Annotated in this window: 4 protein-coding genes; 2 read left to right on the top strand and 2 right to left on the bottom strand. The window is 71.8% G+C overall.

Going from position 1 to position 25,927, the window contains the following annotated elements:
* Nucleotides 1-30: 30 nt before the first annotated feature.
* Together ACIBBB_RS08215 and thiO are read left to right on the top strand one after the other, a co-directional pair.
* On the top strand, nucleotides 31-2,118 hold the full coding sequence (locus tag ACIBBB_RS08215; protein ID WP_398979995.1) for a type I polyketide synthase: 2,088 nt from the start codon (nucleotides 31-33) through the stop codon (nucleotides 2,116-2,118).
* Entirely contained in the window at nucleotides 2,115-3,206 is a 1,092-nt protein-coding gene (gene thiO / locus ACIBBB_RS08210) for a glycine oxidase ThiO (RefSeq protein ID WP_398979993.1), read from the top strand. The genes ACIBBB_RS08215 and thiO overlap by 4 nt, the downstream gene beginning before the upstream one ends.
* 214 nt (nucleotides 3,207-3,420) lie before the next feature.
* Here the strand turns inward: thiO and ACIBBB_RS08205 are convergent, their stop codons facing one another.
* Nucleotides 3,421-6,555 carry a type I polyketide synthase gene (locus ACIBBB_RS08205; RefSeq protein WP_398980076.1) on the bottom strand — a complete coding sequence of 1,045 codons (3,135 nt, stop codon included), beginning with the start codon at nucleotides 6,553-6,555 and terminating at the stop codon, nucleotides 3,421-3,423.
* A gap of 34 nt (nucleotides 6,556-6,589) precedes the next feature.
* Nucleotides 6,590-25,738: an SDR family NAD(P)-dependent oxidoreductase gene (locus ACIBBB_RS08200; RefSeq protein WP_398979992.1), complete on the bottom strand. Its 19,149-nt coding sequence runs from the start codon at nucleotides 25,736-25,738 to the stop codon at nucleotides 6,590-6,592.
* Between the last annotated feature and the right edge of the window lie 189 nt (nucleotides 25,739-25,927).

The following is a 25,927-nucleotide window of genomic DNA, read 5'->3' as shown; positions in this document are numbered from 1 at the left end:
CCCCGTCCGGACTTCGCGAAGGAAGCGACAATGAGCAGAACAGAACGGCCCGGGCTTCCTGACGGAGTCCTCGAGGTCGACATCGAGCACCTCTACAGCCGCTTCGCCGACCGCGGGCTCCAGTACGGGCCCGCGTTCCGGGGCCTGCGGTCGGTGTGGTCGCACGGCGAGGAGGTCTACGCCGACTCCGCGCTCGACAGCGCGGCCGGCAGCGACGACTACCTCCTTCACCCGGCGCTGCTCGACACCGCGCTTCAGGCCGCGCTGGTGCCGGACCTCGAACGCGACGACAGGACGTTCCTGCCCTTCGCGCTGCGGGGGATACGTGTCCACCGGACGGGCGTCCGCGCCGTCCGCATCCACACCGTCCCGGGCGACGGCGGCGTCTCCCTGGCGCTCACCGGGGACGACGGCGAACCGGTCGCCACGGTCGGCACCCTCGTCAGGCGTGCCGTCACCGCCGACCAGCTCGACGCCGCCGCGCAGCGCACCCAACTGCTGCGCGTCGCCTGGAAGTCCGTCGTCCAGCAGCCGGACCACGCCGACCAGCTGCACTGGGGATTCCTCGGCACCGACCGCATCGGACTCACCGGCGCGCTCAAGGCCACCCGCCGCTCGTTCGACTCCTACCCCTCGCTGCGCGAGCTCGACTCCGTACTGCGCGAGGGCACTTCGGTGCCGGACGTGGTCGTCGTCTCCTGCACGGACGAAGACTCGCCCGTGCGCTCCGCCGCGCAACGCGCCCTGATGCTCGTACAGGAATGGCTGGCCGACGACCGTCTGGCCAAGTCCCGTCTCGTCCTCGTCAGCAGCGGGGCCGTGGCCGCCCGCGCCGAGGAAGACCTCTCCGACGTGTCAGGCGCCGCCGTCTGGGGTCTGCTCCGCAGCGCCCAGTCCGAACACCCCGGCCGCTTCGTCCTGGTCGACGTCGACGACCCCGGTAACTCCGGCCGCGCCCTCGTCGCCGCCGTGGCCTCCGACGAGCCGCAACTCGCCGTACGCCAGGGCTCGCTGTTCCGGCCGCGCCTCGTACGGTGCCCGCCCCCGAAGGGGCGCAAGAGCCTCACCGGCACCGTGGTGATCACCGGCGGCACCGGAGCACTGGGCCGCCTGTTCGCCCGGCACCTGGTCACCCGCCACGACGTCAAGCACCTCGTACTGCTCAGCCGACGCGGGCCCGACGCACCCGGCGCCGCCGAACTGGTCGCCGAACTCGACGAGTTGGGTGCCCGCGCCGACGTGATCGCCTGCGACGCCGCCGACCGGCCCTCCCTGGAGCGCGCGCTGGCCGGCATACCCGCGCCGTCCGCCGTCATCCACACCGCCGGTGTGCTCGCGGACGCCGCGGTCGGCACCCTCACCCCGCGCGGACTGGACAAGGTCCTGCGCCCCAAGGTCGACGCGGCGCTCCACCTGCACGAGCTGATCCGGGACCCGGACTGCGCGTTCGTGATGTTCTCGTCCGTGGCGGGGCTGGCCGGCAACGCCGGACAGGCCAACTACGCCGCCGCCAACGCCGTACTCGACGCGCTCGCGCACCACCGCCGCACCCACGGCCTCCAGGGCATGTCCCTCGCCTGGGGCCTGTGGGAGAGCGAGGGCGGCATGGGCTCCGACCTGTCGGCCGCCGACCGCAACCGTATGAAGCGCTCCGGCTTCGCCCCCCTCGGGTACGACCAGGGCCTGGCTCTCTTCGACGTGGCCCTCTCCGGCGACGACGCGGTCCTCTCGCCCGTCCGGCTCAACGAGTCGGGCCTCACCGGCGACATCCCGCCCGTCCTGGAAGAACTGGCGCCCGCCCGCACCGGCAGGCACGGCGTGAGCGACACGCTCGTCAGCCGTCTCGCCGACCTGCCGGACGACGAACGCGACGCCGCGGCCGTGGAGTTCGTCCGCGCCGTGGCCGCCACCGTCCTCGGCTACGACAGCGCCGACGACATCGACCCCGACCGGGATTTCGGCGAGATCGGCCTGGACTCCATCGGCAACCTGGAGCTCAGCCGCCATCTGGCCGCCGCCACCGGCCTGCGGCTCCCCGCGACCCTCGTCTTCGACCATCCGACACCCGCAGGTCTGGCCTCCCATCTGCGTCAACTCCTTCAGGAGAGCAATTCATGAAAACTGTTGTCGTCGGCGGTGGCGTCATCGGCCTGGCAACCGCATGGCGGGCCGCGCGTGAAGGCGTCTCCGTCACCGTGATCGACCCGGCTCCCGGCAGCAAGGCGTCCCACGCCTCCGCCGGCATGCTCCCCGGTCACAGTGGACAGCTCTACGACCAGGAGGAGCTCCTGCGCCTCTGCCTGGCCTCCCGCGACCTCTACCCTTCCTTCATCGCCGAGCTGGAGGAGTTCGCTCCCGCCGGCTTCCGGCGGGACGGCGTACTGGACGTGGCGTTCGACGAGGATGCCCTGCGCGACCTCGACCAGCAGCAGGTCTTCCAGGAGTCGCTCGGCATCCGTACCGAACGCCTCACCCCCGAGGAGTGCGCCAAGCTCCAGCCGGCCTTCGGGCCCGTGCTCGCCGGCGTGCTGATGCCGGACGACGGCGCCGTCGACCCGCGTATCCTCCAGCCCGCGCTGATCACGGCCATCGAAGCCCTGGGCGGCACCGTCATCCGCAGGGGCGCCACCCGCGTCGAGGACCACACCGTTGTCCTCGACAACGGCGACAAGGTCCCCTTCGACCGCGTCGTGCTGGCCGCCGGCTGCTGGACGCACCAGATCGAGGGCCTGCCCGAGGGCGCGATCCCGGAGATCCGTCCCGTCAAGGGCCAGATCCTCCGTCTGCGCTCCGACACGCCGCTGCTCAACCTGACGTCGCGTGCCCTTTCCACGGGCGGCGCGTCCCTCTACCTGGTGCCCCGTCTGGACGGTGAGCTCGTCGTCGGCTCCACCTACGAGGAGACCGGTTACGACGAGACCGTCACCGCCGACGGCACCCAGAGCCTGCTGACCCGCGCGGCCAAGTTCATCCCCGGCGTCGGCTCCCTCCGCTTCGCGGAGATCAGCGCCGGGCTCCGCCCCGCCTCGCCCGACGGGCTCCCGGTCGTCGGCCCGACCGCGGTTCCGGACGTGTACATGGCCTCCGGCCACTTCCGGATGGGCGTCCAGCTCACTCCCATCACGGCCTCGATCATGGCCTCGTACCTGACGGACACCACCCCGCACGACTCGGCGCCGCCGTTCACCCCGCTCCGCTTCTCCTGACGGGCCCTCCGACGTCCTCCCTCCCCGCGAGCCGCGACGCGGCGATCGTGCGGGGAGGGAGGACGTTTCCGTGCCCGCGTTGCTCACCTGAGCGCGGAGCACACGGAGCACACGGAACACCACACGCGGCACAAAGACCGGCAGCCGTCCACGCGCCCTTCTCGGGCATCGTGGACGGCTGCCGGTATGTCCGGGACCAGTGCGGGCCCGAGGGTCAGTGGACCGCCGTGAGGGCGCTCAGGGTGCCCGTCGCGTTGTCGGTCCAGGAGTGGTCCTCCTCCGAGCGTGACCTGATGGTGAGCGAGCGGCCCGCCGACGGATCGTCAGGCCCCACGATCACCTGGAGAAGGGCGGCGGACTGCGACCCGAAGGTGACGGGCGCGTTCAGGACGAGTTCCGCGATCTCGTCGAGACCCACCGTCTGCGCGGCGTGGAGCGCGAGCTCGACGAAGGCCGTGCCCGGGAGGATCACGGTCCCCATGACGGTGTGGTCCGCCAGCCACGCGTGGCCGGCCAGCGTCACCCGACCGGTGAACAGGCGCGTACCGTCCGGGAGTTCGGTGGCCGTGGCCAGCAGCGGATGCGAGGCGGCCTCCAGGCCGAGACCCGCGGCCGAGCCGGCCGGGTCGGGCACCCCCAGCCAGTGGCGGCGGCGCTGGAAGGCGTACGTGGGAAGGCTGACGGCCCGCGCCCCGCGTCCCGCGAGGAACCCCGGCCAGTCGACGGCGGCACCGCACACATGGGCCTGGACCAGGCCGCCCAGGAGGGTGGCCGGCTCGGGAAGGTTCGGACGCAGCAGCGGTACGGCGGTGACGTTCGGCAGCGCCGAGCGGGTGAGCGCGGTGAGTACGCCGTCGGGACCGATCTCCAGGAAGGTGGTGACGCCCTGTTCCTGGAGCTGGTTGAGCCCGTCGAGGAACCGGGTGGTGTTGCGGATGTGATCGGTCCAGTAGGCGGCGCCGATGATCTCGGAGCCGGCCGGACGGCCGGTGACGGTGGAGACGAGGGGGATACGGGGCGCGTGGTAGGTCAGCGTCCCTGCGATGTCGTGGAAGTCCCCGAGTATGGGGTCCATGTGCGGGGAGTGGAAGGCGTGGCTCACGGTCAGCCGACGGGTGCGCCGCCCCTGGGCGGTGAACTCCAGGCCGATGTTGTTGACGTCCTCCTCGTCGCCGGAGACGACGACGGAGCGGACGCCGTTGACGGCGGCGATGCCCACACGCTCGGTGAGATGCGGGACCACCTCCTCCTCGGTCGCCTCGACGGCGAGCATGGCGCCGCCGCCGGGCAGGGCCTGCATCAGGGAGCCTCGGGCGGCGACCAGCCGGCAGGCGTCGTCCAGGGAGAGGATCCCCGCCGTGTGGGCCGCGGCGATCTCGCCGATCGAATGACCGATGAGATGCGTCGGCGTGACGCCGAAGTCGGTGGCGAGGAGCCGGGTGAGGGCCGTCTGGAAGGCGAAGAGAGCGGGCTGGGTGTAGCGGGTCTGGTTGAGAAGCGTGGGGTCGTCGGCGAAGACGACGTCCTTGACCGGGACTTCGGCCTTCAGATGCCGGTCCAGGTTGGCGCACACCTCGTCGAACGCCTCCCGGAAGACGGGATACGCGTCGTAGAGCCCCCGGCCCATGCCCGGGTGCTGGGCACCCTGGCCGGTGAAGAGGAAGGCGATCTTCTTCGAGCGGGAGTGCCCCTGGAGGGAGGCCGCACCGGAGTCCTGGGCGAGCGTGCGCAGACTCTCCACCAGCTCGTCACGGGTCGCGCCGATCACCGCGGCCTGGTGCTCGAAGGTGGTCCGCGTGGCGACCAGGGAGTACGCGATGTCGGCGGGCCGGAGGTCCGGGTGCTCGGTGACGTGGTCGACCAGGCGCTGCGCCTGGTCCCGCAGACCCTGCTCGGTCTTGGCGGACAGGAGCCAGGGGACCGTGGTGGCCTCCGGCGTCGTGCCCGGCGCCGGATCGGCCGGAGTGGGAGCTTCCTCAAGGATGAGGTGGGCGTTGGTGCCGCTGATGCCGAAGGAGGAGACGGCGGAGCGGCGCGGGTGGTCGGTCTCGGGCCAGGCGCGCGCCTCGGTGAGGAGCCGCACGTTGCCGGTGGTCCAGTCGGTCTGCGGACTGGGCTCGTCCACGTGGAGCGTCCGGGGCAGAGTGCCGTGACGCATGGCCTGGATCATCTTGATGACCCCGCCGATACCGGCGGCGGCCTGGGCGTGCCCGAGGTTCGACTTCAACGACCCCAGCCACAGCGGCTGGTCGGCGCCATGGCTCTGGCCGTACGTGGCGAGGAGTGCCTGGGCCTCGATCGGGTCGCCGAGGGGCGTACCCGTGCCGTGTCCTTCGACCGCGTCGACCTGGTCGGGGGTGAGCCCCGCGACAGCCAGGGCCGCGTGGATCACCCGCTGCTGAGCCGGCCCGTTGGGCGCGCTCAACTGGCTGCTCTTGCCGTCCTGGTTGACGGCCGAGCCGCGGATGACGGCCAGCACACGGTGCCCGTTGGCCTCGGCGTCCGACAGACGCTCCAGCAGTACGACACCGGCGCCCTCGGCCCAGATCGTGCCGTCAGCGGCACCCGCGAACGACTTGCACCGGCCGTCCGGCGCCAGCCCGCGCTGGCGGCTGAACTCCACGAACATTCCCGGCGTCGGCATCACCGCGGCACCACCGGCCAGGGCCATGGTGGATTCGCCGCTGCGCAGCGACTGGCAGGCCAGGTGAAGGGCGACCAGCGAGGAGGAGCACGCGGTGTCGACGGTGACCGCCGGACCCTCCAGACCGAGCGTGTACGCGATCCGCCCGGAGGCCACGCTGAGGGTGGTGCCCGTCAGCAGGTGACCCTCGACATCCTCGGGGCCCTGGTGGATCAGCGACGCGTACTCGTGCCCGGAGACCCCGCTGAACACGCCGGTACGGCTGCCACGCAGCTCGGCCGGCGCCAGCCCGGCGCTCTCCAGGCTCTCCCACGTGACTTCCAGCAGCAGCCGCTGCTGGGGGTCGAGGGCGAGAGCCTCGCGGGGGCTGATGCCGAAGAACTCGGAGTCGAAACGGTCCGCGTCGTAGATGAAGCCGCCCTCACGGGCGTATGTCTTCCCGGACGCGTTGGGATCGGCGTCGTACAGCTCCTCCAGGTCCCAGCCCCGGTTGTCCGGGAACGGACCGACCGCGTCGCGGCCCTCCGCGACGAGCTCCCACAGCTCCTCGGGCGTGCCGGCCCCGCCGGGGAACCGGCAGGCCATGCCCACGACCGCGATGGGCTCGCTGTCCCGCGACTCCACCTCGGCCAGCCGCTGGCGGGTCCGCTGGAGGTCAGCGGTCACCCGCTTCAGGTAGTCGCGCAGCTTGTCCTCGTTCATGATGCGACGCCGCTCCTTTGCCGAGTCATGTGCCGAGTCATGAGAGCCCCAGCTCGTTGTCGATGAAGTCGAAGATCTCGTCGTCCGTCGCGCTGTCGATCGCCACGTCCGTTCCCTGCCGTTCGGCGTCGTCCAGGCCGTCCAGCTTCCCCAGGAGGGCCTGCATCCGTGCCACGACCGCCGCACGGGCGCCGGGAGCGACGCCCCCGAGACTGCCCTCCAGCCTGTCCAGCTCGGCCACCAGCGTCTGCGGAAGCTCATCCGAGGCTCTTTCGGCCCCTTCGGGCGCCAGCTCCGCACGGAGCATGGAAGCCAGCTGAACCGGCGTGGGGTAGTCGAACAGGGTGGTCGGAGGCAGCCGGAGCCCGGTGGCCTGGTTGAGGTTGTTGCGGAACTCGACAGTGGTGAGCGAGTCGAGCCCCATGTCCAGGAACCCGTTGTCGGGATCGATGGCGTCCGGCGAACCGTGGCCGAGGACCGCGGCGACCTGGCCGTGGATGTAGGTGAGCAGGATGTCCAGCTGCGCGGCCTCGTCCTGGGACGCGAGCCGCTGCCTCAGCGCGTTCGGGGCCGTGGCGCCGCCCTGGGCCGCGGCACGCCGGCTGCGTGAGCGGACCAGTCCGTGCAGGACCGGCGGGACCGGCGCGTCGCCCTCGCCCAGCCGGGCGAGGTTGAGCTTGGCCGGCACCAGCAGTGTCCGGTCCGAGGCGAGCGCGACGTCGAGCAGAGCCAGCGCCTGCGCCGTGGGCATGGCGCCGATGCCGCCGCGGTCCAGCCGCGCCCGTCCGACCGGGTCCAGACCCGCCGTCAGTTCGCTGGTCTGTGCCCACAGGCCCCAGGCCAACGAGAGGGCGGGCAGGCCCCGCCCCCGGCGGTGGGAGGCGAGCCCGTCCAGGAAGGTGTTCGCCGCCGCGTAGTTGGCCTGACCGGGGTTGCCGATCGCGCCGGCGGCGGAGGAGAACAGGACGAACGCGGCCAGGTCCATGGACTCGGTCAGCTGGTGCAGGTGGTACGCCCCGTCGACCTTCGGCCGCATCACCGCAGACAGCCGTTCCGGCGTCAGCGAGGAGAGCGCGGCGTCGTCGAGCACACCGGCCGTGTGGAACACACCGGTCAGCGGGTGCGCGTCGGGAATCGACTTCAGAAGTCCGGCCGCCTCCTCGGCGTCCGCCGTGTCGCAGGAAGCGACGCTGACTTCGGCGCCCAGTGCCTTCAGCTCCGCGGTCAGCTCCGTCGCACCGTCCGCCGCCGAGCCCCGCCGGCTGGACAGGAGCAGATGCCGTACGCCGTGACGCTCCACGAGGTGGCGGGCCAGCAGGCTGCCGAGGGTGCCGGTGCCGCCGGTGATGAGTACGGTCCCCTCGGGGTCGAACCCGGCACCGGTGACTTCGGCGTCCCCGCCGTCCTCCTGCGTGGGCAGCGTGGCGTGCACCAGTCGCGGTACGCGCAACTCGCCCTCTCGGAGGGCCAGTTGCGGCTCTCCCGTGGCGAGTGCCGCCGGGAGCGCGGCGAGAGTGGCCGCCGAGTCGTCGATGTCGACGATCACGAACCGGTCGGGGTACTCCGACCCCGCCGTACGCATCAGACCCCATACCGCGGTCCCGGCCGGGTCCGGCACCCGCTCGCCGTCCTGCGTGGCCACCGCGTTCCGGGTCACCACCACCAACCGCGAGTCGGCGAGGGCGTCGTCCGAGACGAAGTCCCGGATCAGCTTGACCAGTTCGTCGACCGAGGTGTGGGTGTGCGCCGCCAGGTCGTCGCCGTCGAAGCGACCGGGCCCGGTCAGCACGATCCGCGGCGGCTTGGCGCCGTTCGACGCCGGCCCGCCCAGTGTGGCGAGGGTGGAGTGGTCCACCACGTCGACCCCGGCTCCGCGGAGCGCGGCCGTCAGGTCCGCCTGGCCGAGTCCCGCCCACCGGCCGCCGTCGACCGACGTCGGGGCGGCGAGGGGGTTCCAGCCCATCTCGTACAGGGCGTTGCTCTGCTGGGCGCGGGCGGCGGCGACCTGGTCGGAGGCCACCTCACGCATGGACAGACCGGTGATGGTCAGGACCGGGGCGCCGGTGGGATCGGCCACGGCCAGCGACATCAGGTCCCGCTCGGAGCGGGTCAGCCGCACCCTCAGCCGGGACGGGCCGAAGGCGTGCAGAGCCACACCGCTCCAGGAGAAGGGCAGCCGTACGGCGTCCGACCCGTACCAGAAGAGCATCAGCGGGTGCAGGGCCGAGTCGAGGAGCGCCGGGTGGATTCCGTACGCCTCCGGGTCCGTGCCCTCCGGGAGTGCGATCTCCGCGTAGAGGGTGTCACCGACCCGCCAGCCCGCCTTGAAGCCCTGGAACAGCGGTCCGTAGTCGTATCCGCGCCCGATGAAGCCGCGATAGAACTCGTCCATCTCGACGGCCTCGCCCTCCGCGGGCGGCCACACCGTCAGATCGAAGTCGGGCTCCGGCGCCGAACCGGTGAGGAAGCCACTGGCGTGGCGCGTCCACTCGGCCGCCTCCTCGGCGACCTCGCTCTCCGGTGCCGAGTAGAGGGAGAACGGTCGCCGCCCGCCCTCGTCCGCGGCACCCACGGTGACTCGCAGCTCCCGGCCGCCCTGCTCGGGCACGGCCAGGAACGCGTGGTGCGTGAGCTCTTCGATCTGGTCGCAGTCGACGTACCCGCCGGCGTGCAGCAGGAGATCCACGAAGGCGACACCCGGCAGCACGACCGTTCCGTGCACCACGTGGTCCCGCAGCCAGGGCTGCGCCTTGAGCGAGACCCGGCCGGTGAACACCGCGCCTTCCCCTTCGGGCAGAGGGATCGCCGCCGTGAGGAGGGGATGCCCCGAGCCGTTCTGCACTTTGGCGGCGGGACTTGCCTGGTCCAGCCAGTAGCGCTGGCGCTGGAAGGGGTACGTGGGGAGATCGGGGTGGCTCTGGCGGGAGGGCAGGTGGGCGGTGAGGTCGGCGGGGGCGCCGGCCGTGTGCGCGGTGGCGAGGGCGGTAAGGAGCGTGGTGGCCTCGCGGTGTCCCTTGCGGAGCACGGCTGTTGGTGTGGAGGCGTGAGTGCCGTTCGTGGTGCTGAGGGTTTCGTTGGCGAGGGTGGTGAGGACGGGGTCGGGTCCGAGTTCGAGGTAGTGGCGGGTGCCGAGCCGGTCGAGGGTGGTGATGGTGTCGGCGAAGCGCACGGCGTCGCGGACGTGCTGGACCCAGTACCCCGGGGTGGTGATGCGGTGATCGGCGAGTTCGCCGGTGAGCGCGGAGACGATCGGGAGGGTCGGGCTGTGGTACGTCAGATCGGCGGCGACGAGTTCGAACTCCTCCAGCATGGGGTCCATGTGGGGCGAGTGGAACGCGTGGGAGACCGTCAGGCGCTTGGTCTTGACCCCGGTTTCGGCGAGGGCGTCGGCGATCTGGGTGGCTGCCTTCTCGTCGCCGGAGATGACGACCGAGGTCGGCCCGTTCACGGCCGCGATGGTGACGTGGTGCTCGTGGCCTTCGAGGAGCGGGAGGATCTGTTCCTCGGTGGCGCGCAGGGAGATCATGGCGCCGTTGCCCGGGAGGGCCTGCATCAGTGAGCCGCGGGCGGCGACGAGCCGGCAGGCGTCGTTCAGCGTGAAGATGCCGGCGGCGTGGGCGGCGGTGATCTCACCGATCGAGTGTCCGGCGAGGTGGTGCGGCGTGACGCCGAACGACTCGACCAGGCGGTACAGCGCGGTCTCGACGGCGAAGAGTGCGGACTGTGTGTACCGGGTCTGGTTGAGCAGGGTGGGATCGTCCGCGAACACGACGTCCTTGACCGGGACTTCGGCGTTCAGGTGCCGGTCGAGCGTCGTGCAGACCTCGTCGAACGTGTCCCGGAACACCGGGTAGGTGTCGTACAGCTCACGTCCCATACCGGCCCGCTGCGCACCCTGCCCCGTGAAGAGGAAGGCGGTGCCGCCCTGGCGTGCTGTTCCGGTGACGACGGTGCGTGAGGTCTCCTCGTTGCTCAGCGAGCGCAGACCCGCGAGGAGTTCGTCACGACCCTCACCGACGACCACGGCTCGGTGCTGGAACTGGGACCGGGTGGCGGCGAGTGCGTGAGCGACCTGGTCCGGGCGTACCTCGGTGTCGCGTTCGAGATACGCGCTCAACTGCCGTGCCTGGTCGCGGAGCGCCTGTTCGGTCTTGGCGGACAGGAACCAGGGGACCGTGGTGACCGTCGGCTCGGTGTCGTGCACCGGCTCCGGGTGGGTCGCGGTGGGAGCTTCCTCAAGGATGAGGTGGGCGTTGGTGCCGCTGATGCCGAAGGAGGAGACGGCGGAGCGGCGCGGGTGGTCGGTCTCGGGCCAGGCACGGGCCTCGGTGAGGAGCCGCACGCTGCCCGACTCCCAGTCGATCTGGGGGCTGGGCTCGTCCACGTGGAGCGTCCGGGGGAGTGTCCCGTGGCGCATGGCCTGGATCATCTTGATGACCCCGCCGATACCGGCGGCGGCCTGGGCGTGGCCGATGTTGGACTTCAACGACCCGAGCCACAGGGGCTCTTCACGGTTCTGCCCGTACGTCGCGAGAAGTGCCTGGGCCTCGATGGGGTCACCGAGGGGCGTTCCGGTGCCGTGTCCTTCGACCGCGTCGACCTGGTCGGGGCTGAGCCCGGCGCCGGCGAGAGCGGCGTTGATGACGCGCTGCTGGGACGGGCCGTTCGGGGCGGTGAGGCCGTTGCTCGCGCCGTCCTGGTTGACGGCGGAGCCGCGGATGACGGCGAGGACGGTGTGTCCGTTGGCCTTGGCGTCCGACAGACGCTCCAGCAGGACCATGCCCGCGCCCTCGGCCCAGATGGTGCCGTCGGCAGCGCCCGCGTACGACTTGGCGCGGCTGTCGGGAGCGAGCCCGCGCTGGCGGCTGAACTCCATGAACATGCCGGGGTTGGCCATGATCGTGGCGCCACCGGCGAGAGCCATGGTGGATTCGCCGTTCCGCAGGGACTGGCACGCGAGGTGCATCGCGACGAGCGAGGACGAGCAGGCCGTGTCGACGGTGACCGCCGGACCCTCCAGACCGAGCGTGTACGAGATACGTCCCGAGGCGACACTCGCCGTCGTACCCGTCAGCAGGTAGCCCTCGACGGGTTCGTCACTCTGGTGGGTGAGCGAGACGTACTCCGCGGCCGCGACGCCGGCGAAGACGCCGACCGGCTTGCCACGCAGGGTGTCGGGGCGGATGCCCGCGTTCTCGAACGTCTCCCAGGTCGTCTCCAGCAGCAGTCGCTGCTGGGGGTCGAGGGCGAGAGCCTCGCGGGGGCTGATGCCGAAGAACTCGGGGTCGAACCGGTCGGCGTCGTAGAGGAACCCGCCCTCACTGGCGTACGACTTCCCGCGCACGTCCGGGTCGGCGTCGAAGAGGTTCTCGATGTCCCAGCCACGGTTGTCGGGGAAGGCACCGACCGCGTCGCGCTCGTCCACGACCAGCTGCCACAGCGCCTCCGGCGTGTCGGCACCGGGGAAGCGGCAGCCCATGCCCACGATCACGATCGGGTCGGCCGCGTCGCTCCGCGACGACGCGCTGCGCGTGGTGCGGCGAGCCACCTGGGCGCCCGCCTCCGCCTGTCCGCTGCCCACCAGCTGGCCCCGGATGTAGCCGGCCAGCACGGTGGGGGTGGGGTAGTCGAAGAGCAGCGTGGACGGGAGTCGCATCCCGGACGCCTTGTTGAGCGAGTTGCGCAGCTCCACGGAGCTGAGCGAGTCGAAACCGAGCTCCTTGAACGAGTGCACGGGGTCGATCGAGTTGGGCGATCCGTGTCCGAGGACGGTGGCCACGTGGTTGCGCAGGAAGTCAAGGATGATCTTGTCCTGCTCGGCCTCCGGGCGGCCCGCGATCGCCTGGCCCAGTGCCCCGGCCTCCGCTCCGGCGCCGGCCGGGCGGGCGGCGCTGCGCGGCGGCGTACGGACCAGGCCGCGGAAGACCGGCGCGACCGGGACCGTGGCGGCGCGGGCTCGCAGCCCGGCCAGGTCGAGCTTGGCCGGGACCACCACGACCTGATCGGTTTCGAGGGCCGCGTCGAAGTGGCCGAGTGCCTGTTCGGCGGGCATCGGCAGCAGCCCGCCGCGGTTCATCCGCGCCTGGTCCTGCTCGTCGAGCGTGTCGGCCATGCCGCTCTCCCACAGGCCCCACGCGAGGGACTTCGCGGGGAGTCCGGCGGCCCGCCGGTGCTCGGCGAGTTCGTCGAGGAAGACGTTCGCGGCCGCGTAGTTGGACTGTCCGGGAGAGCCCAGGACTCCGACCACCGACGAGAACATGACGAAGGCGTTCAGATCCATGTCGCGGGTCAGCTCGTGCAGGTTCCACGCGCCGTCCACCTTCGGGCGGAGCACCCCGTCGAACCGCTCGGGAGTCAGCGCCGTGACGATGCCGTCGTCGAGAGTTCCGGCGCAGTGGACCACCGCGCCGAGCGGGTGCTCCTGCGGCAGGCTCGCCAGGAGCGCCTCAAGCGCCTCCCGGTCCGCCGTGTCGCAGGCCGCGATCGTGACCTCGGCGCCGAGTTCGGCGAGCTCTTCGGTGAGGGTGCTGCCCGCCGTACGTCCGCGCCGGCTCGTCAGCAGCAGCTTCTTCACGCCGTGCCCGGTGACGAGGTGACGGGCGAGAAGGGTGCCCAGTGCGCCGGTGCCGCCGGTGATGAGGACCGTCTTGTCCGGGTCGAACGGCGCCGCTGAAGCGGTCGGGCCGGAGTCCGCGGGGCTTGCGCCGACACGGGCGAGGCGAGGGGCGAGAAGCCGGCCGTCGCGAACGGCCAGTTGGGGTTCGTCGGTGGCGAGAGCGGCCGAAAGGGCCCGCAGGGACGAATCCGATGTGTCGAGGTCGATCAGTGTGAACCGGTCGGGGTGTTCCGTCTGCGCGGTGCGGATCAGTCCCCACACCGCCGCTCCGGCCAGGTCGGCCCCGTCGCCGGTACCCATGGACATCGCGCCCCTGGTGAGGACCACCAGTCGGGAGTCCGGCCGATCGTCGGACAGGATCGCCTGGACGAGGCCGAGTACGCGGTGCGTGAAGGAGCGGGCGGTCCCCGCCGGGTCGGTGCCGGGCTCGGAGACGCACCAGGCGAAGACCACGTCCGGCCTGGTGGTGTCGTCTCCCGGTGTCGTCGGAAGCGTGATGGCGTCCCGCTCCACCTCTACCGCCGCGCCGAGCGGCGAGAGGGCCGCCGCGACCTGGGCGTTCCCCGGGTCGGCGACCACTGCCCACTTGGCGCCGGCGCTCTGCGTCTTGTCCTCGACCGACTGGACGTCGGTCCAGTCGACCTTGTACAGCTCCCCGGCGTCGGCCGCACGGGTGGCGGCGAGCTGGTCGGCGCCGACGGTACGCATGGCGAGGGAGTCGATCGTCATGACCGGCGTCCCCGTCTGGTCGGCGATGACCAGTGACGCGGTGTCGGGTGTGGTCCACGTGTGGCGGATCCGCAGGGAACTGGCCCCTGTCGCGTGGAGGGAGACACCGGCCCAGGAGAACGGCACCCGGATCGAGTCGTTCGCCTCGGTCTCTCCCATGATCAGCGCGGCCGGCTGGAGAGCCGAGTCGAGCAGACCGGGGTGGATGCCGTAGTCGCCCGGATCCGCGCCGGTGGGCAGGGAGACTTCCGCGTACGTCGTGTTGCCGTCCTGCCAGGCCTTCTTGAGCCCTCGGAACAGCGGTCCGTAGCCGAAGCCCCCGTCCGTGACCCGGCGGTAGAACTCCGCCACGTCCATGGTGTCCGAGATGTTCGGCGGCCAGACCTCGTTCCTGAGCGACTCGGCGCCCGCGGGGACTTCCCTGCGTTCGGCTCCGAGCGCTCCCGTGGCGTGGAGGGTCCAGTCGGTCTCGACCGGAACGTCCTCCGGTCGGGAGTAGAACGCGAAGGCCCGGCTTCCGGAGTTGTCCGCCGGCTCGATCAGAAGCCTCAGCTGGAGGGCGGAGCGCTCCGGCACGGCGAGGAAGACATGGTGGGTGAGTTCCTCGATGTGCTCACAGTCCACATGGCGTGCCGCGTGGAGAAGGAGGTCGACGAAGGCCACACCGGGGACGATCATCGTCCCGAAGATGATGTGCTCGGCCACCCAGTCCGGATCGTTCCCTGAGACGCGGCCGGTGAACAAGTGCCCGCCGCCGTCCGGGAGTTCGGCCAGCGTGGTCAGCACCGGGTGACTGGTCGCCGTGAGTCCCAGACCGTCGGCGCCCGAGGTGGGCTTCGCCGCCTCCAGCCAGTAGTGCTGGCGCTGGAAGGGGTAGGTGGGCAGGCCGGGGGCGGGGGTCGATGTCTCGCCGATCACGGGGGTCCAGCGGACCTGCGTGCCATTGGCGTGCGCGGTGGCCAGGGCGGTGAGGAAGCTCTGGTTCTCGTCCCGGTCGCGGTGCAGGGTGGCGACGTGGATGGCGTCGACATCGTCCGGCACGCTGTCCTGCGCCATGGCGGTGAGGACGGGGTCGGGTCCGAGTTCGAGGTAGTGGCGGGTGCCGAGCCGGTCGAGGGTGGTGATGGTGTCGGCGAAGCGGACCGCGTCCCGGACGTGCTGGACCCAGTACTGCGGGGTGGTGATGTAGTGGTCGGCGAGCTCGCCGGTGAGCGCGGAGACGATCGGAACCTTCGGGCTGTGGTAGATCAGCTCTCCGGCGACGAGTTCGAACTCGTCCAGCATGGGCTCCATGTGGGGCGAGTGGAACGCGTGGGAGACCGTCAGACGCCGCGTCTTGACACCGGTCTCGGCGAGAGCGCCGGCGATCTGGGTGGCTGCCTCTTCGTCGCCCGAGATGACGATCGCGTTCGGGCCGTTGACCGCCGCGATGGTGACGTGGTGCTCGTGGCCTTCGAGGAACGGGAGGATCTGCTCCTCGGTGGCGCGCAGCGAGATCATGGCGCCGTTGGCCGGCAGGGCCTGCATCAGCGATCCACGCGCGGCGACGAGTCGGCACGCGTCGTCGAGGGAGAAGATACCCGCGACGTGCGCGGCGGCGATCTCACCGATCGAGTGGCCCGCCAAGTACTGAGGCGTGACACCGAACGACTCGACCAGGCGGTACAGCGCGGTCTCGACGGCGAAGAGAGCGGACTGCGTGAACCGGGTCTGGTTCAGAAGCGCGGGATCGTCGGCGAAGACGACGTCCTTCACCGCGGCTTCCGCGTTCAGGTGCCGGTCGAGGGTGGCGCAGACCTCGTCGAACGTGTCCCGGAAGACCGGGTACGTGTCGTACAGCTCCCGGCCCATGCCGGCCCGCTGCGCACCCTGTCCCGTGAAGAGGAACGCGGTCTTGCCGGGGTGAGGCGTGCCACGGACCAGCGCCGGAGACGGCTCACCGAGGGTGAGCGCGCCCAGCGCGCCGTCGAACGCCTCGTGCTCGTTCCCGAACACCACGGCCCGGTACTGGAACTGGGCCCGGGTCGTGGCGAGTGCGTGGGCGACCCGGTCCGGACGCACCTCGGGGTTGAGTTCGAGGTACGCGCGCAACCGCTGCGCCTGGTCGCGGAGCGCCTGGTCCGTTTTGGCGGAGAGGAGCCAGGGGATGAGGGCCGCCCGGGGGGCGTCCTGCACCTGGTCGTCCTCGGCGGGCTCCGGCGTGACCGGGGCCTGTTCGAGGATGACGTGCGCGTTGGTGCCGCTGATGCCGAAGGAGGAGACGGCGGAGCGGCGCGGGTGGTCGGTCTCGGGCCAGGCACGGGCCTCGGTCAGCAGCCGCACATTGCCGGAGGTCCAGTCGATGTGCGGGCTGGGCTCGTCCACGTGGAGCGTCCGCGGCAGAGTGCGGTGGCGCATGGCCTGGATCATCTTGATGACCCCGCCGATACCGGCGGCGGCCTGGGCGTGACCGATGTTGGACTTCAACGATCCGAGCCAGAGCGGTTCTTCACGGTCCTGGCCGTACGTCGCCAGCAGTGCCTGCGCCTCGATCGGGTCACCCAGCGGGGTGCCCGTGCCGTGCGCCTCCACCGCGTCGACCTGGTCGGCGGCAAGACCCGCGCCGGCCAGCGCGGCCTTGATGACGCGCTGCTGAGAGGGACCGTTCGGAGCGGTGAGGCCGTTGCTCGCACCGTCCTGGTTGACCGCCGAGCCACGGATGACAGCCAGCACGGTGTGTCCGTTGGCCTTCGCGTCCGACAGACGCTCCAGCAGGACCATGCCCGCGCCCTCGGCCCAGATGGTGCCGTCCGCCGCACCGGCGAACGACTTGCACCGGCCGTCGGGCGCCAGCCCGCGCTGGCGGCTGAACTCCAGGAACATGCCCGGGTTGGCCATGACCGTGGCGCCACCGGCGAGAGCCATGGTGGATTCGCCGCTCCGCAGCGACTGGCACGCCAGGTGCATCGCGACCAGAGACGACGAGCAGGCCGTGTCGACCGTGACCGCCGGACCCTCAAGTCCCAGCGTGTAGGCGACTCGCCCGGAGGCGACACTCGCCGTCGTACCCGTCAGCAGGAATCCGTCGACAGGCTCGCTGCCCTTGTGGACGAGGGAGCCGTACTCCTGGGTGACGACACCGGCGAAGACGCCGACCGGCTTGCCACGCAGGGCGTCGGGGCGGATGCCCGCGTTCTCGAACGTCTCCCACGTGGTCTCCAGGAGGAGGCGCTGCTGCGGGTCGAGCGCGAGAGCCTCTCGGGGGCTGATCCCGAAGAACTCGGGGTCGAACCGGTCGGCGTCGTAGAGGAACCCGCCCGTGCGGGCATAGGTCCTCCCGCGCACATCCGGGTCGGGATCGAACAACTCCTCCAGATCCCAGCCGCGGTTGGCGGGGAAGGAGCCGATGGCGTCCACCCCCTCCGTGACCAGCCGCCACAGCTCGTCCGGTGTGGTGGCGCCACCGGGGTAGCGGCAGCCCATACCGATCACGGCGATCGGGTCGTCGTCGTCGCGCGGGGCCACCGGGACGACGGCGGTGTCCACCGCGTCCTCCACCACGGCCTCGTCGTCGACGAGTTCGTCCCTGAGGTGGGTGATCAGCGCGTCGGGCGTGGGGTGGTCGAACAGCATCGTGGACGGCAGGTGCAGCCCCATCGACTCGCCCAGCACCATGAGGAGTTCGATACCGGCGAGCGAGTCGAAGCCGAGGTCCTTGAACGAGCTCTCGGGATCGATGGCGAGCGGCGAGCTGTGACCCAGGACGGCCGCGACATGCTTGCGCAGAACCTCCAGGAGGAGTTCGCGCTGCTCGTCCTCGGACACGCCGGCGAGCCGCCGGCGCAGTGACGACTCGTCGACGGCCTCGCCGCCACGCTCGGCGGGCGGTGCCTGGGCCGGGAGCAGTTCGGCGAGCAGCGGCGACAGCATCGAGGCCCGCTGCGAGTGTGCGCCGGAGACATCGACACCGGCGGGCACGAGCACGGCTCGCGCCGTCGCGAGGGCCGAGTCGAAGAGGCCGAGCGCCCGCTCGGTGGGCATCGGCGCCAGTCCGCCGCGGTTCATGCGCGCCCGGTCCTGCTCGTCCAGGGTGTCGGCCATGCCGGCTTCCCACAGGCCCCACGCGAGGGACTTCGCGGGGAGCCCGGCGGCCCGGCGGTGCTCGGCGAGCTGGTCGAGGAAGGAGTTGGCGGCGGCGTAGTTGGCCTGTCCGGGAGAGCCCAGGACACCGACCACCGACGAGAACATGACGAAGGCTTCCAGGTCCATGTCCTGGGTCAGCTCGTGCAGGTTCCACGCGCCGTCCACCTTCGGACGGAGCACCGTGTCCAGCCGATCCGCGGTGAGTTCCGTGACCACGCCGTCGTCCAGGACACCGGCGCAGTGGACCACCGCGCCGAGCGGGTGCTCCTCCGGGAGACCCGCGAGCAGGGCTTCGAGCGACTGCCGGTCGGCCGCGTCGCAGGCCGCGACCGTGACCTCGGCGCCGAGTCCGGCCAGCTCCGCTGTGAGGGTGCTGTCCGCCGGACGGCCGCTCCGGCTGGTCAGCAGCAGCTTCCTGACGCCGTGCCGGGTGACCAGGTGGCGCGCGAGGATGGAGCCGAGGGCGCCGGTTCCTCCGGTGATGAGCACGGTGCGCCGCGCGTCGAACGTCGCGGGAACCGCGCCCGGGGTCAGCCGGGCGAGGCGCGGTACGAAGAACCGCCCCTCCCGCACGGCCAGTTGGCGCTCTCCGGTGGAGAGGGCGGCCACGACTGCCTCGTCGGAGGCCCGCGAGCCGTCGACGTCGACGAGCGTGAACCGGTCCGGGTGCTCGGACTGGGACGACCGGATCAGTCCCCAGACGGCCGCACCGGCCATGTCGGCCGACGCGTCGCCGGTTCCGGTGGACATCGCGTTCTCGGTGAGGATCACCAGACGCGAGTCCGGCGCTCCGTCGGCCAGGACCGTCTGGAGCAGGTGCAGTGCGTCGCGTGTCCGGGCGTGTGCCGCCTCGACCGGGTCGGCGCCGCCGGTGGCGAAGCGGGCGACGACCGTCGAGGGCCGGGCCGCGCCGGCTCGCTGCGAAGCGCGCAGCGCCTCGGCGTCCGGGTATGACTCGGCCGCGGAACCGAGCGCCGCGAGTACGGCGGCGAGGCGCGGATCACGGGTGTCTCCGACCACGGCCCAGCCGGCGCCGTCGGGGCGGGAGGCGGCGCGCGGCGGCGCGGGTACCGCGCGCCAGGCGACCTCGTGGAGCGCGCCGTCGCGGTCGGGCCTGGCCGCTTCGAGCTGCTCGGAGCGGACCCCGCGCATGGCGAGGGAGTCCACGGTCAGGACCGGTGCACCGGACGGGTCGGTCACCGTCAGGGCGACCGTCTCCGGCGTCGAGCGTACGAGCTGGACCCGCAGGGCGCGGGCGCCGTTCGCGTGGAGGGCCACGCCGCTCCAGGAGAACGGCACCAGGAGCGTGCCGTCCGTCCGGGTCGAGGCCAGGGCGATCGGGTGGAGCGCGGAGTCGAGCAGGCCGGGGTGGACGCCGTACGAGCCCGGGGCGGTCCCCGCGGGCAGGGCAACCTCGGCGTACAGCGTGTCGCCGTCCTCCCAGGCGGCGCCGAGCCCCTGGAAGACCCCGTTGTAACCGAATCCGGCCTCGGCGATCCGCCGGTAGAAGCCGTCGGTGTCCAGAGCCTCGGCGGAGGCCGGGGGCCAGGCCGCGTCCGCCGCCGGAAGGGCCGGCGGTACGGCGGGGGCCGTGCCGAGCGCACCGGTGGCGTGGCAGGTCCAGTCGGCGCCCAGCGGGGCGTCCTCGGGCCGTGAGTGGACGGCGAAGGTCCGGCGTCCGGAGTCGTCCGCCGGCCGGACGACGACCCTCAGCTGGAGGGCGCCGTGCTCCGGCAGGGCCAGGAAGACATGATGGGTGAGCTCCTCGATACGGGGGCGCCCCACCAGGGCCGCGGCGTGCAGCAGCATGTCGACGAAGGCCACGCCCGGCATGACCGGGGTCCCGAAGACGGCGTGGTCCGCCGCCCACGAAGGCGCGGAGGCGTTCACCCGGCCGGTCAGCAGGAGCCCGCCCGGGTCGGGAAGCTCGGCGGCGGTGGTCAGCACCGGGTGCCCGGTGGCGGTCAGCCCCGCCGAACTCACGTCCCCCGTGGCAGCGGGGGCCGTGAGCCAGTAGCGCTGGCGCTGGAAGGGATACGTGGGGAGGTCGGGCCGGCTGTCGGGGATGGGGAGGTGGGTGGTGAGGTTCGCCGGGGCGCCTGCCGTGTGCGCGGTGGCGAGGGCGGTGAGGAGCGTGGTGGCCTCGGGGTGGCCCTTGCGGAGCAGGGCCGTGGGGCTGGTGGTGCGACGAGACTTGGTGAGGGTTTCGTTGACCAGGGTGGTGAGGACCGGGTCGGGTCCGAGTTCGAGGTAGTGGCGGGTGCCGAGCCCGTCGAGGGTGGTGATGGTGTCGGCGAAGCGCACGGCGTCGCGGACGTGCTGGACCCAGTACCGCGGGGTGGTGATGCGGTGATCGGCGAGCTCTCCCGTGACGGCGGAGACGATCGGGAGGGTCGGGCTGTGGTACGTCAGATCCGTGGCGACGAGTTCGAACTCCTCCAGCATGGGGTCCATGTGGGGCGAGTGGAACGCGTGGGAGACCGTCAGGCGCTTGGTCTTGACACCGGTTTCGGCGAGGGCGTCGGCGATCTGGGTGGCTGCCTTCTCGTCGCCGGAGATGACGACCGAGGTCGGCCCGTTCACGGCCGCGATGGTGACGTGGTGCTCGTGGCCTTCGAGGAGCGGGAGGATCTGTTCCTCGGTGGCGCGCAGGGAGATCATGGCGCCGTTGCCCGGGAGGGCCTGCATCAGTGAACCGCGGGCGGCGACGAGTCGGCAGGCGTCGTTCAGCGTGAAGATGCCGGCGGCGTGCGCGGCGGTGATCTCACCGATCGAGTGTCCGGCGAGGTGGTGCGGCGTGACGCCGAACGACTCGACGAGCCGGTACAGCGCGGTCTCGACGGCGAAGAGCGCGGACTGGGTGTACCGGGTCTGGTTCAGAAGTGCCGGGTCGTCGGCGAACACGACGTCCTTGACCGGGACTTCGGCGTTCAGGTGCCGGTCGAGCGTCGTGCAGACCTCGTCGAACGTGTCCCGGAACACCGGGTAGGTGTCGTACAGCTCACGTCCCATACCGGCCCGCTGCGCACCCTGCCCGGTGAACAGGAACGCGGTCGTGCCTTCCCGTGCCGTTCCGGTGACGACCGCGCGGGAGGACTCGTCGTTGCTCAGCGAGCGCAGACCCGCGAGGAGTTCGTCACGACCCTCACCGACGACCACGGCACGGTGCTGGAACCGCGCACGGGTCGCGGTGAGCGCCTGACCGATGTGCGCGGGGTGGAGTTCGGGCTGCGCGGTGACGTGGTCGAGCAGCTGCCGCGCCTGGTCGCGAAGCGACTGTTCCGTCTTGGCCGAGAGGAACCAGGGCACGAGGCCCGCCTCGGGCGTGTCCCGCTCCTGGTCGTCCTCGGCGGGCTCCGGCGTGAGCGGGGGCTGCTCGATGATGAGGTGGGCGTTGGTGCCGCTGATGCCGAAAGAGGAGACCGCGGCCCGGCGGGGATGATCCGTCTCGGGCCAGGCACGGGCCTCGGTGAGGAGCCGCACATTGCCGGACGCCCAGTCGATGTGCGGGCTGGGCTCGTCCACGTGGAGCGTCCGCGGCAGGGTGCCGTGGCGCATGGCCTGGATCATCTTGATGACCCCGCCGATACCGGCGGCCGCCTGCGTGTGCCCGATGTTGGACTTCAACGACCCGAGCCACAGGGGCTCTTCACGGTTCTGCCCGTACGTCGCGAGAAGCGCCTGGGCCTCGATCGGGTCACCGAGAGGCGTTCCCGTGCCGTGCGCCTCGACCGCGTCGACCTGGTCGGCGGTCAGACCCGCGCCGGCCAGAGCCGCGTTGATGACACGCTGCTGGGACGGACCGTTCGGGGCGGTGAGGCCGTTGCTCGCGCCGTCCTGGTTGACCGCCGAGCCGCGGATGACGGCGAGCACCGTGTGTCCGTTGGCCTTGGCGTCCGACAGGCGCTCCATGAGCACCATGCCCGCGCCCTCGGCCCAGATGGTGCCGTCGGCAGCGCCCGCGAACGACTTGCACCGGCCGTCGGGCGCCAGTCCGCGCTGCTGCCCGAACTCCACGAACATGCCGGGGGTCGCCATGACCGCGACGCCGCCCGCCAGGGCCAGCGAGCAGTCACCGACACGCAGCGCCTGCGCGGCCTGGTGCATCGCGACGAGGGATGACGAGCACGCCGTGTCGACCGTGACCGCCGGGCCCTCCAGACCGAAGGTGTACGAGATACGCCCGGAGACGACGCTCGCGGTGTTGCCGGTGAGCAGATAGCCGCCCAGCCCGTCGTCGCCCTCGTGCAGCCGCGGGCCGTACTCCTGCGACATCGCGCCCACGAACACACCGGTGCTGCTGCCCTGGAGACCGTCCGGGTCGATCCCGGCGCGCTCCAGCGCCTCCCAGGTGACCTGGAGGAGCACCCGCTGCTGCGGGTCCATCGCCGTGGCCTCGCGCGGGCTGATGCCGAAGAACTCGGTGTCGAACTCGGCGGCCTCGTCGAGGAATCCGCCGTGCCGCGTGTACGTCTTGCCGCGCACCCCGGGCTCGGGGTCGTACAGGGCTTCCAGGTCCCAGCCGCGGTCGGTGGGGAAGCCCGAGATCGCGCTCACCCCGTCGTCGACGAGCCGCCACAGCTCGTCCGGCGTGCTGGCGCCGCCGGGGTAGCGGCAGGCCATGCCGACGATCACGATCGGGTCGTCGGCGTCCAGCACCGATCCCGACCGCGACAGCGCGGACGCGGCCGACGAGATGTCGTCGCCCAGGGCCAGCTCTATCAGCCGCCGGGCGAGCCGGGACGGGCTCGGGTGGTCGAAGACGACCGTCTCCGGCAGGTTCAGCCCGGTGATGTCCACGAGGTTCTGACGGAGCTGGACCGCCATGGTGGAGTCCATGCCCAGCTCACGGAAGGCCTGCCCGACCTCGACCGTGTCCGTGCTCAGGTGGCCGAGGACGATCGCGGTACGCAGCCGGACGAGCTCCAGCGCCACACGGGCGCGCTCGTCCGCCGGAAGACCGGCTATCCGTCCCGCCCATGACGAACGTGCCGCAGGGGTCTTCTCCGGTACTGCTTCGGGGAGTTGGGCGGTGCTCCGGGTGCCGGGCTCGAACGCGGTCGAGACGTCCGGCCAGTAGCTCTCGCGCTGGAACGCGTACGTCGGCAGCGCCACACGGCCGGGCGCCCGGCCGGCGAAGACGGCGGACCAGTCCACGGGCAGACCGCGAACGTGCAGCTCCGCCAGCGAGGTCAGCAGCTGCGGCCACGGAGTCTCGTTGCGGCGCAGCGAGTCCACGACGACCGCGTCCGGCAGCGTCGCGCGCAGTCCGACCGTGAGTACGGGGTGCGGGCTCGACTCCACGAACGTGCCGAACCCGTCCTCGGCCATGGCCCGGAGGGTCGACTCGAAGAGGACGGGCCGACGAAGGTTGGAGAACCAGTACTCGGCGTCGAGCCCCGCCGTGTCGATGGCGCCCGCGGCGACCGTCGAGTAGAACGCGATGTCGCACGAACGCGGCGTCACTCCGGCGAACTGCTCCAGCAGCCGGTCCTTGATGGCGTCCATGTGCGGCGAGTGGGAGGCGAAGTCCACGGCGGAGACGGCCTTCGCGCGGATCCCGTCGCTCTCGCAGCGGGCCAGCAACTCGGCGACCGCCTCGGGGGTTCCGGCCACGACCGTGGTGCTGGGCCCGTTGACGACAGCGATGCTCAGCGCGTCGCCGAAGGGCTCGATGTACTCGGCGACCCGGTCGGCCGCCAGCGGCACCGACGCCATCGCTCCGGTACCCGCCAGCGTCATGATCGTCTGGCTGCGCAGGGCCACGATCCTGGCGGCGTCCGCCAGGTCGAGCGCGCCCGCGATGTGCGCCGCGGCGATCTCGCCCTGCGAGTGACCGATGACCGCGTCGGGCCGTACGCCCAGCGACTCCCACACCCTGGCGAGCGAGACCATCACCGCGAACAGCACCGGCTGGACGACGTCCGCGCGGTCGAGGGCCGTCGCGCCGGACTCGGCCGTGAGGGTGTCCAGCAGCGACCAGTCGACGTACGGGGCGAGGGCTTCGTGGCACGCCTCGATCGACGCGCGGAAGACCGCCGACGTGCGCATCAGCTCGCGCGCCATGCCTTCCCACTGCGAGCCCTGCCCCGGGAAGACCAGCGCGATCTTCCCGTGCTCGCCGGTGACGCCGGTGACGAGCCCCGGCACCTCGGCGCCGGTCCTCAGCGCCTCCAACTGCGCGTCGTGGTCGAGCCCGAGGGCGACGGCGCGGTGTTCGAAGTGGGTACGTGTGCCGGCCAGCGACCGGCCGATGTCGAACGCGTCGGCGTCCCCGGTCCGCCGCTCCAGCAGCCGCCCGGCCTGGGCGCGCAGAGCGGCCTCGGTACGCCCGGACACCAGCCACGGGGCCAGCGGCATCTCGGGCTCGTCGGCCCCCGGCGCGGCCTCGGGCGCGGCCCGCTCGGGCGCCTCGGCGAGGACGACGTGGCAGTTCGTTCCGCCGACGCCGAAGGAGCTCACACCGGCAAGCAGCGGCGCGTCCGGCCAGGGGCCGGACGCGGTCTGGACGCGCAGATTGAGCGCCTCGGGATCGATGCGCGGGTTCGGCGTCTCGTAGTTGAGGCTCGCCGGGATCTCCCGGTGCCGGATGCTCAGCGCCGTCTTGATCAGGCCGACGATGCCCGCCGCGCCTTCCAGGTGCCCGACGTTGGTCTTGGCGGAGCCGACGAGGACGGGTGAGCCCGCGGGGCGCGCGCTGCCGTACGTGGCGCCGATACCGGCCGCCTCCAGCGGGTCGCCGGTCGGGGTGCCCGTACCGTGGAGTTCCACGTAACGGACCTCGGCCGGGTCCACGCCCGCGTCCTCGCACGCCTGGCGCAGCACCGTCGCCTGCGCCTCGGCGCTGGGCACGGTGAGTCCGTCGGTGGAGCCGTCGTTGTTGACCGCGCTGCCGCGGATGACGCCGTACACCGTGTCGCCGTCGCGCACCGCGTCCGCGAGCGGCTTCAGTACGACGACGCCGCCGCCCTCACCGCGTACGTAGCCGTTGGCGCGTGCGTCGAAGGTGAAGCAGCGTCCGTCGGGCGACAACCCGCCGAACATCCCGGCGACTTCGGCGCTCTCGGGCGCGAAGTTCAGCGCCACACCGCCCGCCAGCGCCAGGGTGCTCTCGCCCTTGCGCAGGCTCTCCACCGCCAGGTGCACCGCCACGAGGGACGACGACTGGGCCGAGTCGACCGCCATGCTCGGGCCGTTGAGGCCCAGCGCGTAGGAGACCCGGTTGGCGATGACGCCGCGGTTCAGACCCGGCAGCGAGTGCTGCGTGATCGCGCCGCCCCGGTGGGCCAGCGCGGCGTAGTCACCGGCGATCGCGCCGACGATGACGGCGGTCGCGGTGGACCGCAGCGTCTCCGGGACGATGCCCGCGTCTTCCAGCGCCTCCCAGGCCAGCTCGGCGAAGAGCCGCTGCTGGGGGTCGATCGCCACGGCCTCGCGCGGTGAGATCCCGAAGAACGCCGCGTCGAACTGGTCGACGCGGTCGAGGAACCCGCCGTGACGCAGCGCGGCGCGGTGCCGCTCCGGCGAGTCCGGCAGCACCTCGTCCGGGTCCCAACGGTCCTGTGGTACCTCGCCGATCGCACTCCGGCCCGACCGCAGCAGCTCCCAGAAGGCGCTGGCGTCGGGTGCCTGGGGGAGGCGGCATGACATGCCGGTGATAGCGATTGCATCCGTACCGTGAACAAGATCACTCGACATGATGGCGAGTGCCTCCCTCATCGCGCGCTTCGAAAACGCCGGGCAGGCGTTCGTCTTGAGGGAACGATCATCATCTCCGCCGCTCGCCCCCAGCTACCCGTAGAGCCCCCTAGGACGGCTTTGGCAGGGGTACCCCTGGAAACCGTCCCCCTCTCGGCCCTCCGTACAGACAGAAGTCCGCCTGCCCGTTGGAGAACGGGCAGGCGGACG

The sequence above is a fragment of the Streptomyces sp. NPDC051217 genome, assembly GCF_044455465.1.
Lineage (GTDB): Bacteria > Actinomycetota > Actinomycetes > Streptomycetales > Streptomycetaceae > Streptomyces.
The sequence above is the reverse complement of the archived record's forward strand: the minus strand, read 5'-3'. Positions and strand labels throughout refer to the sequence as shown.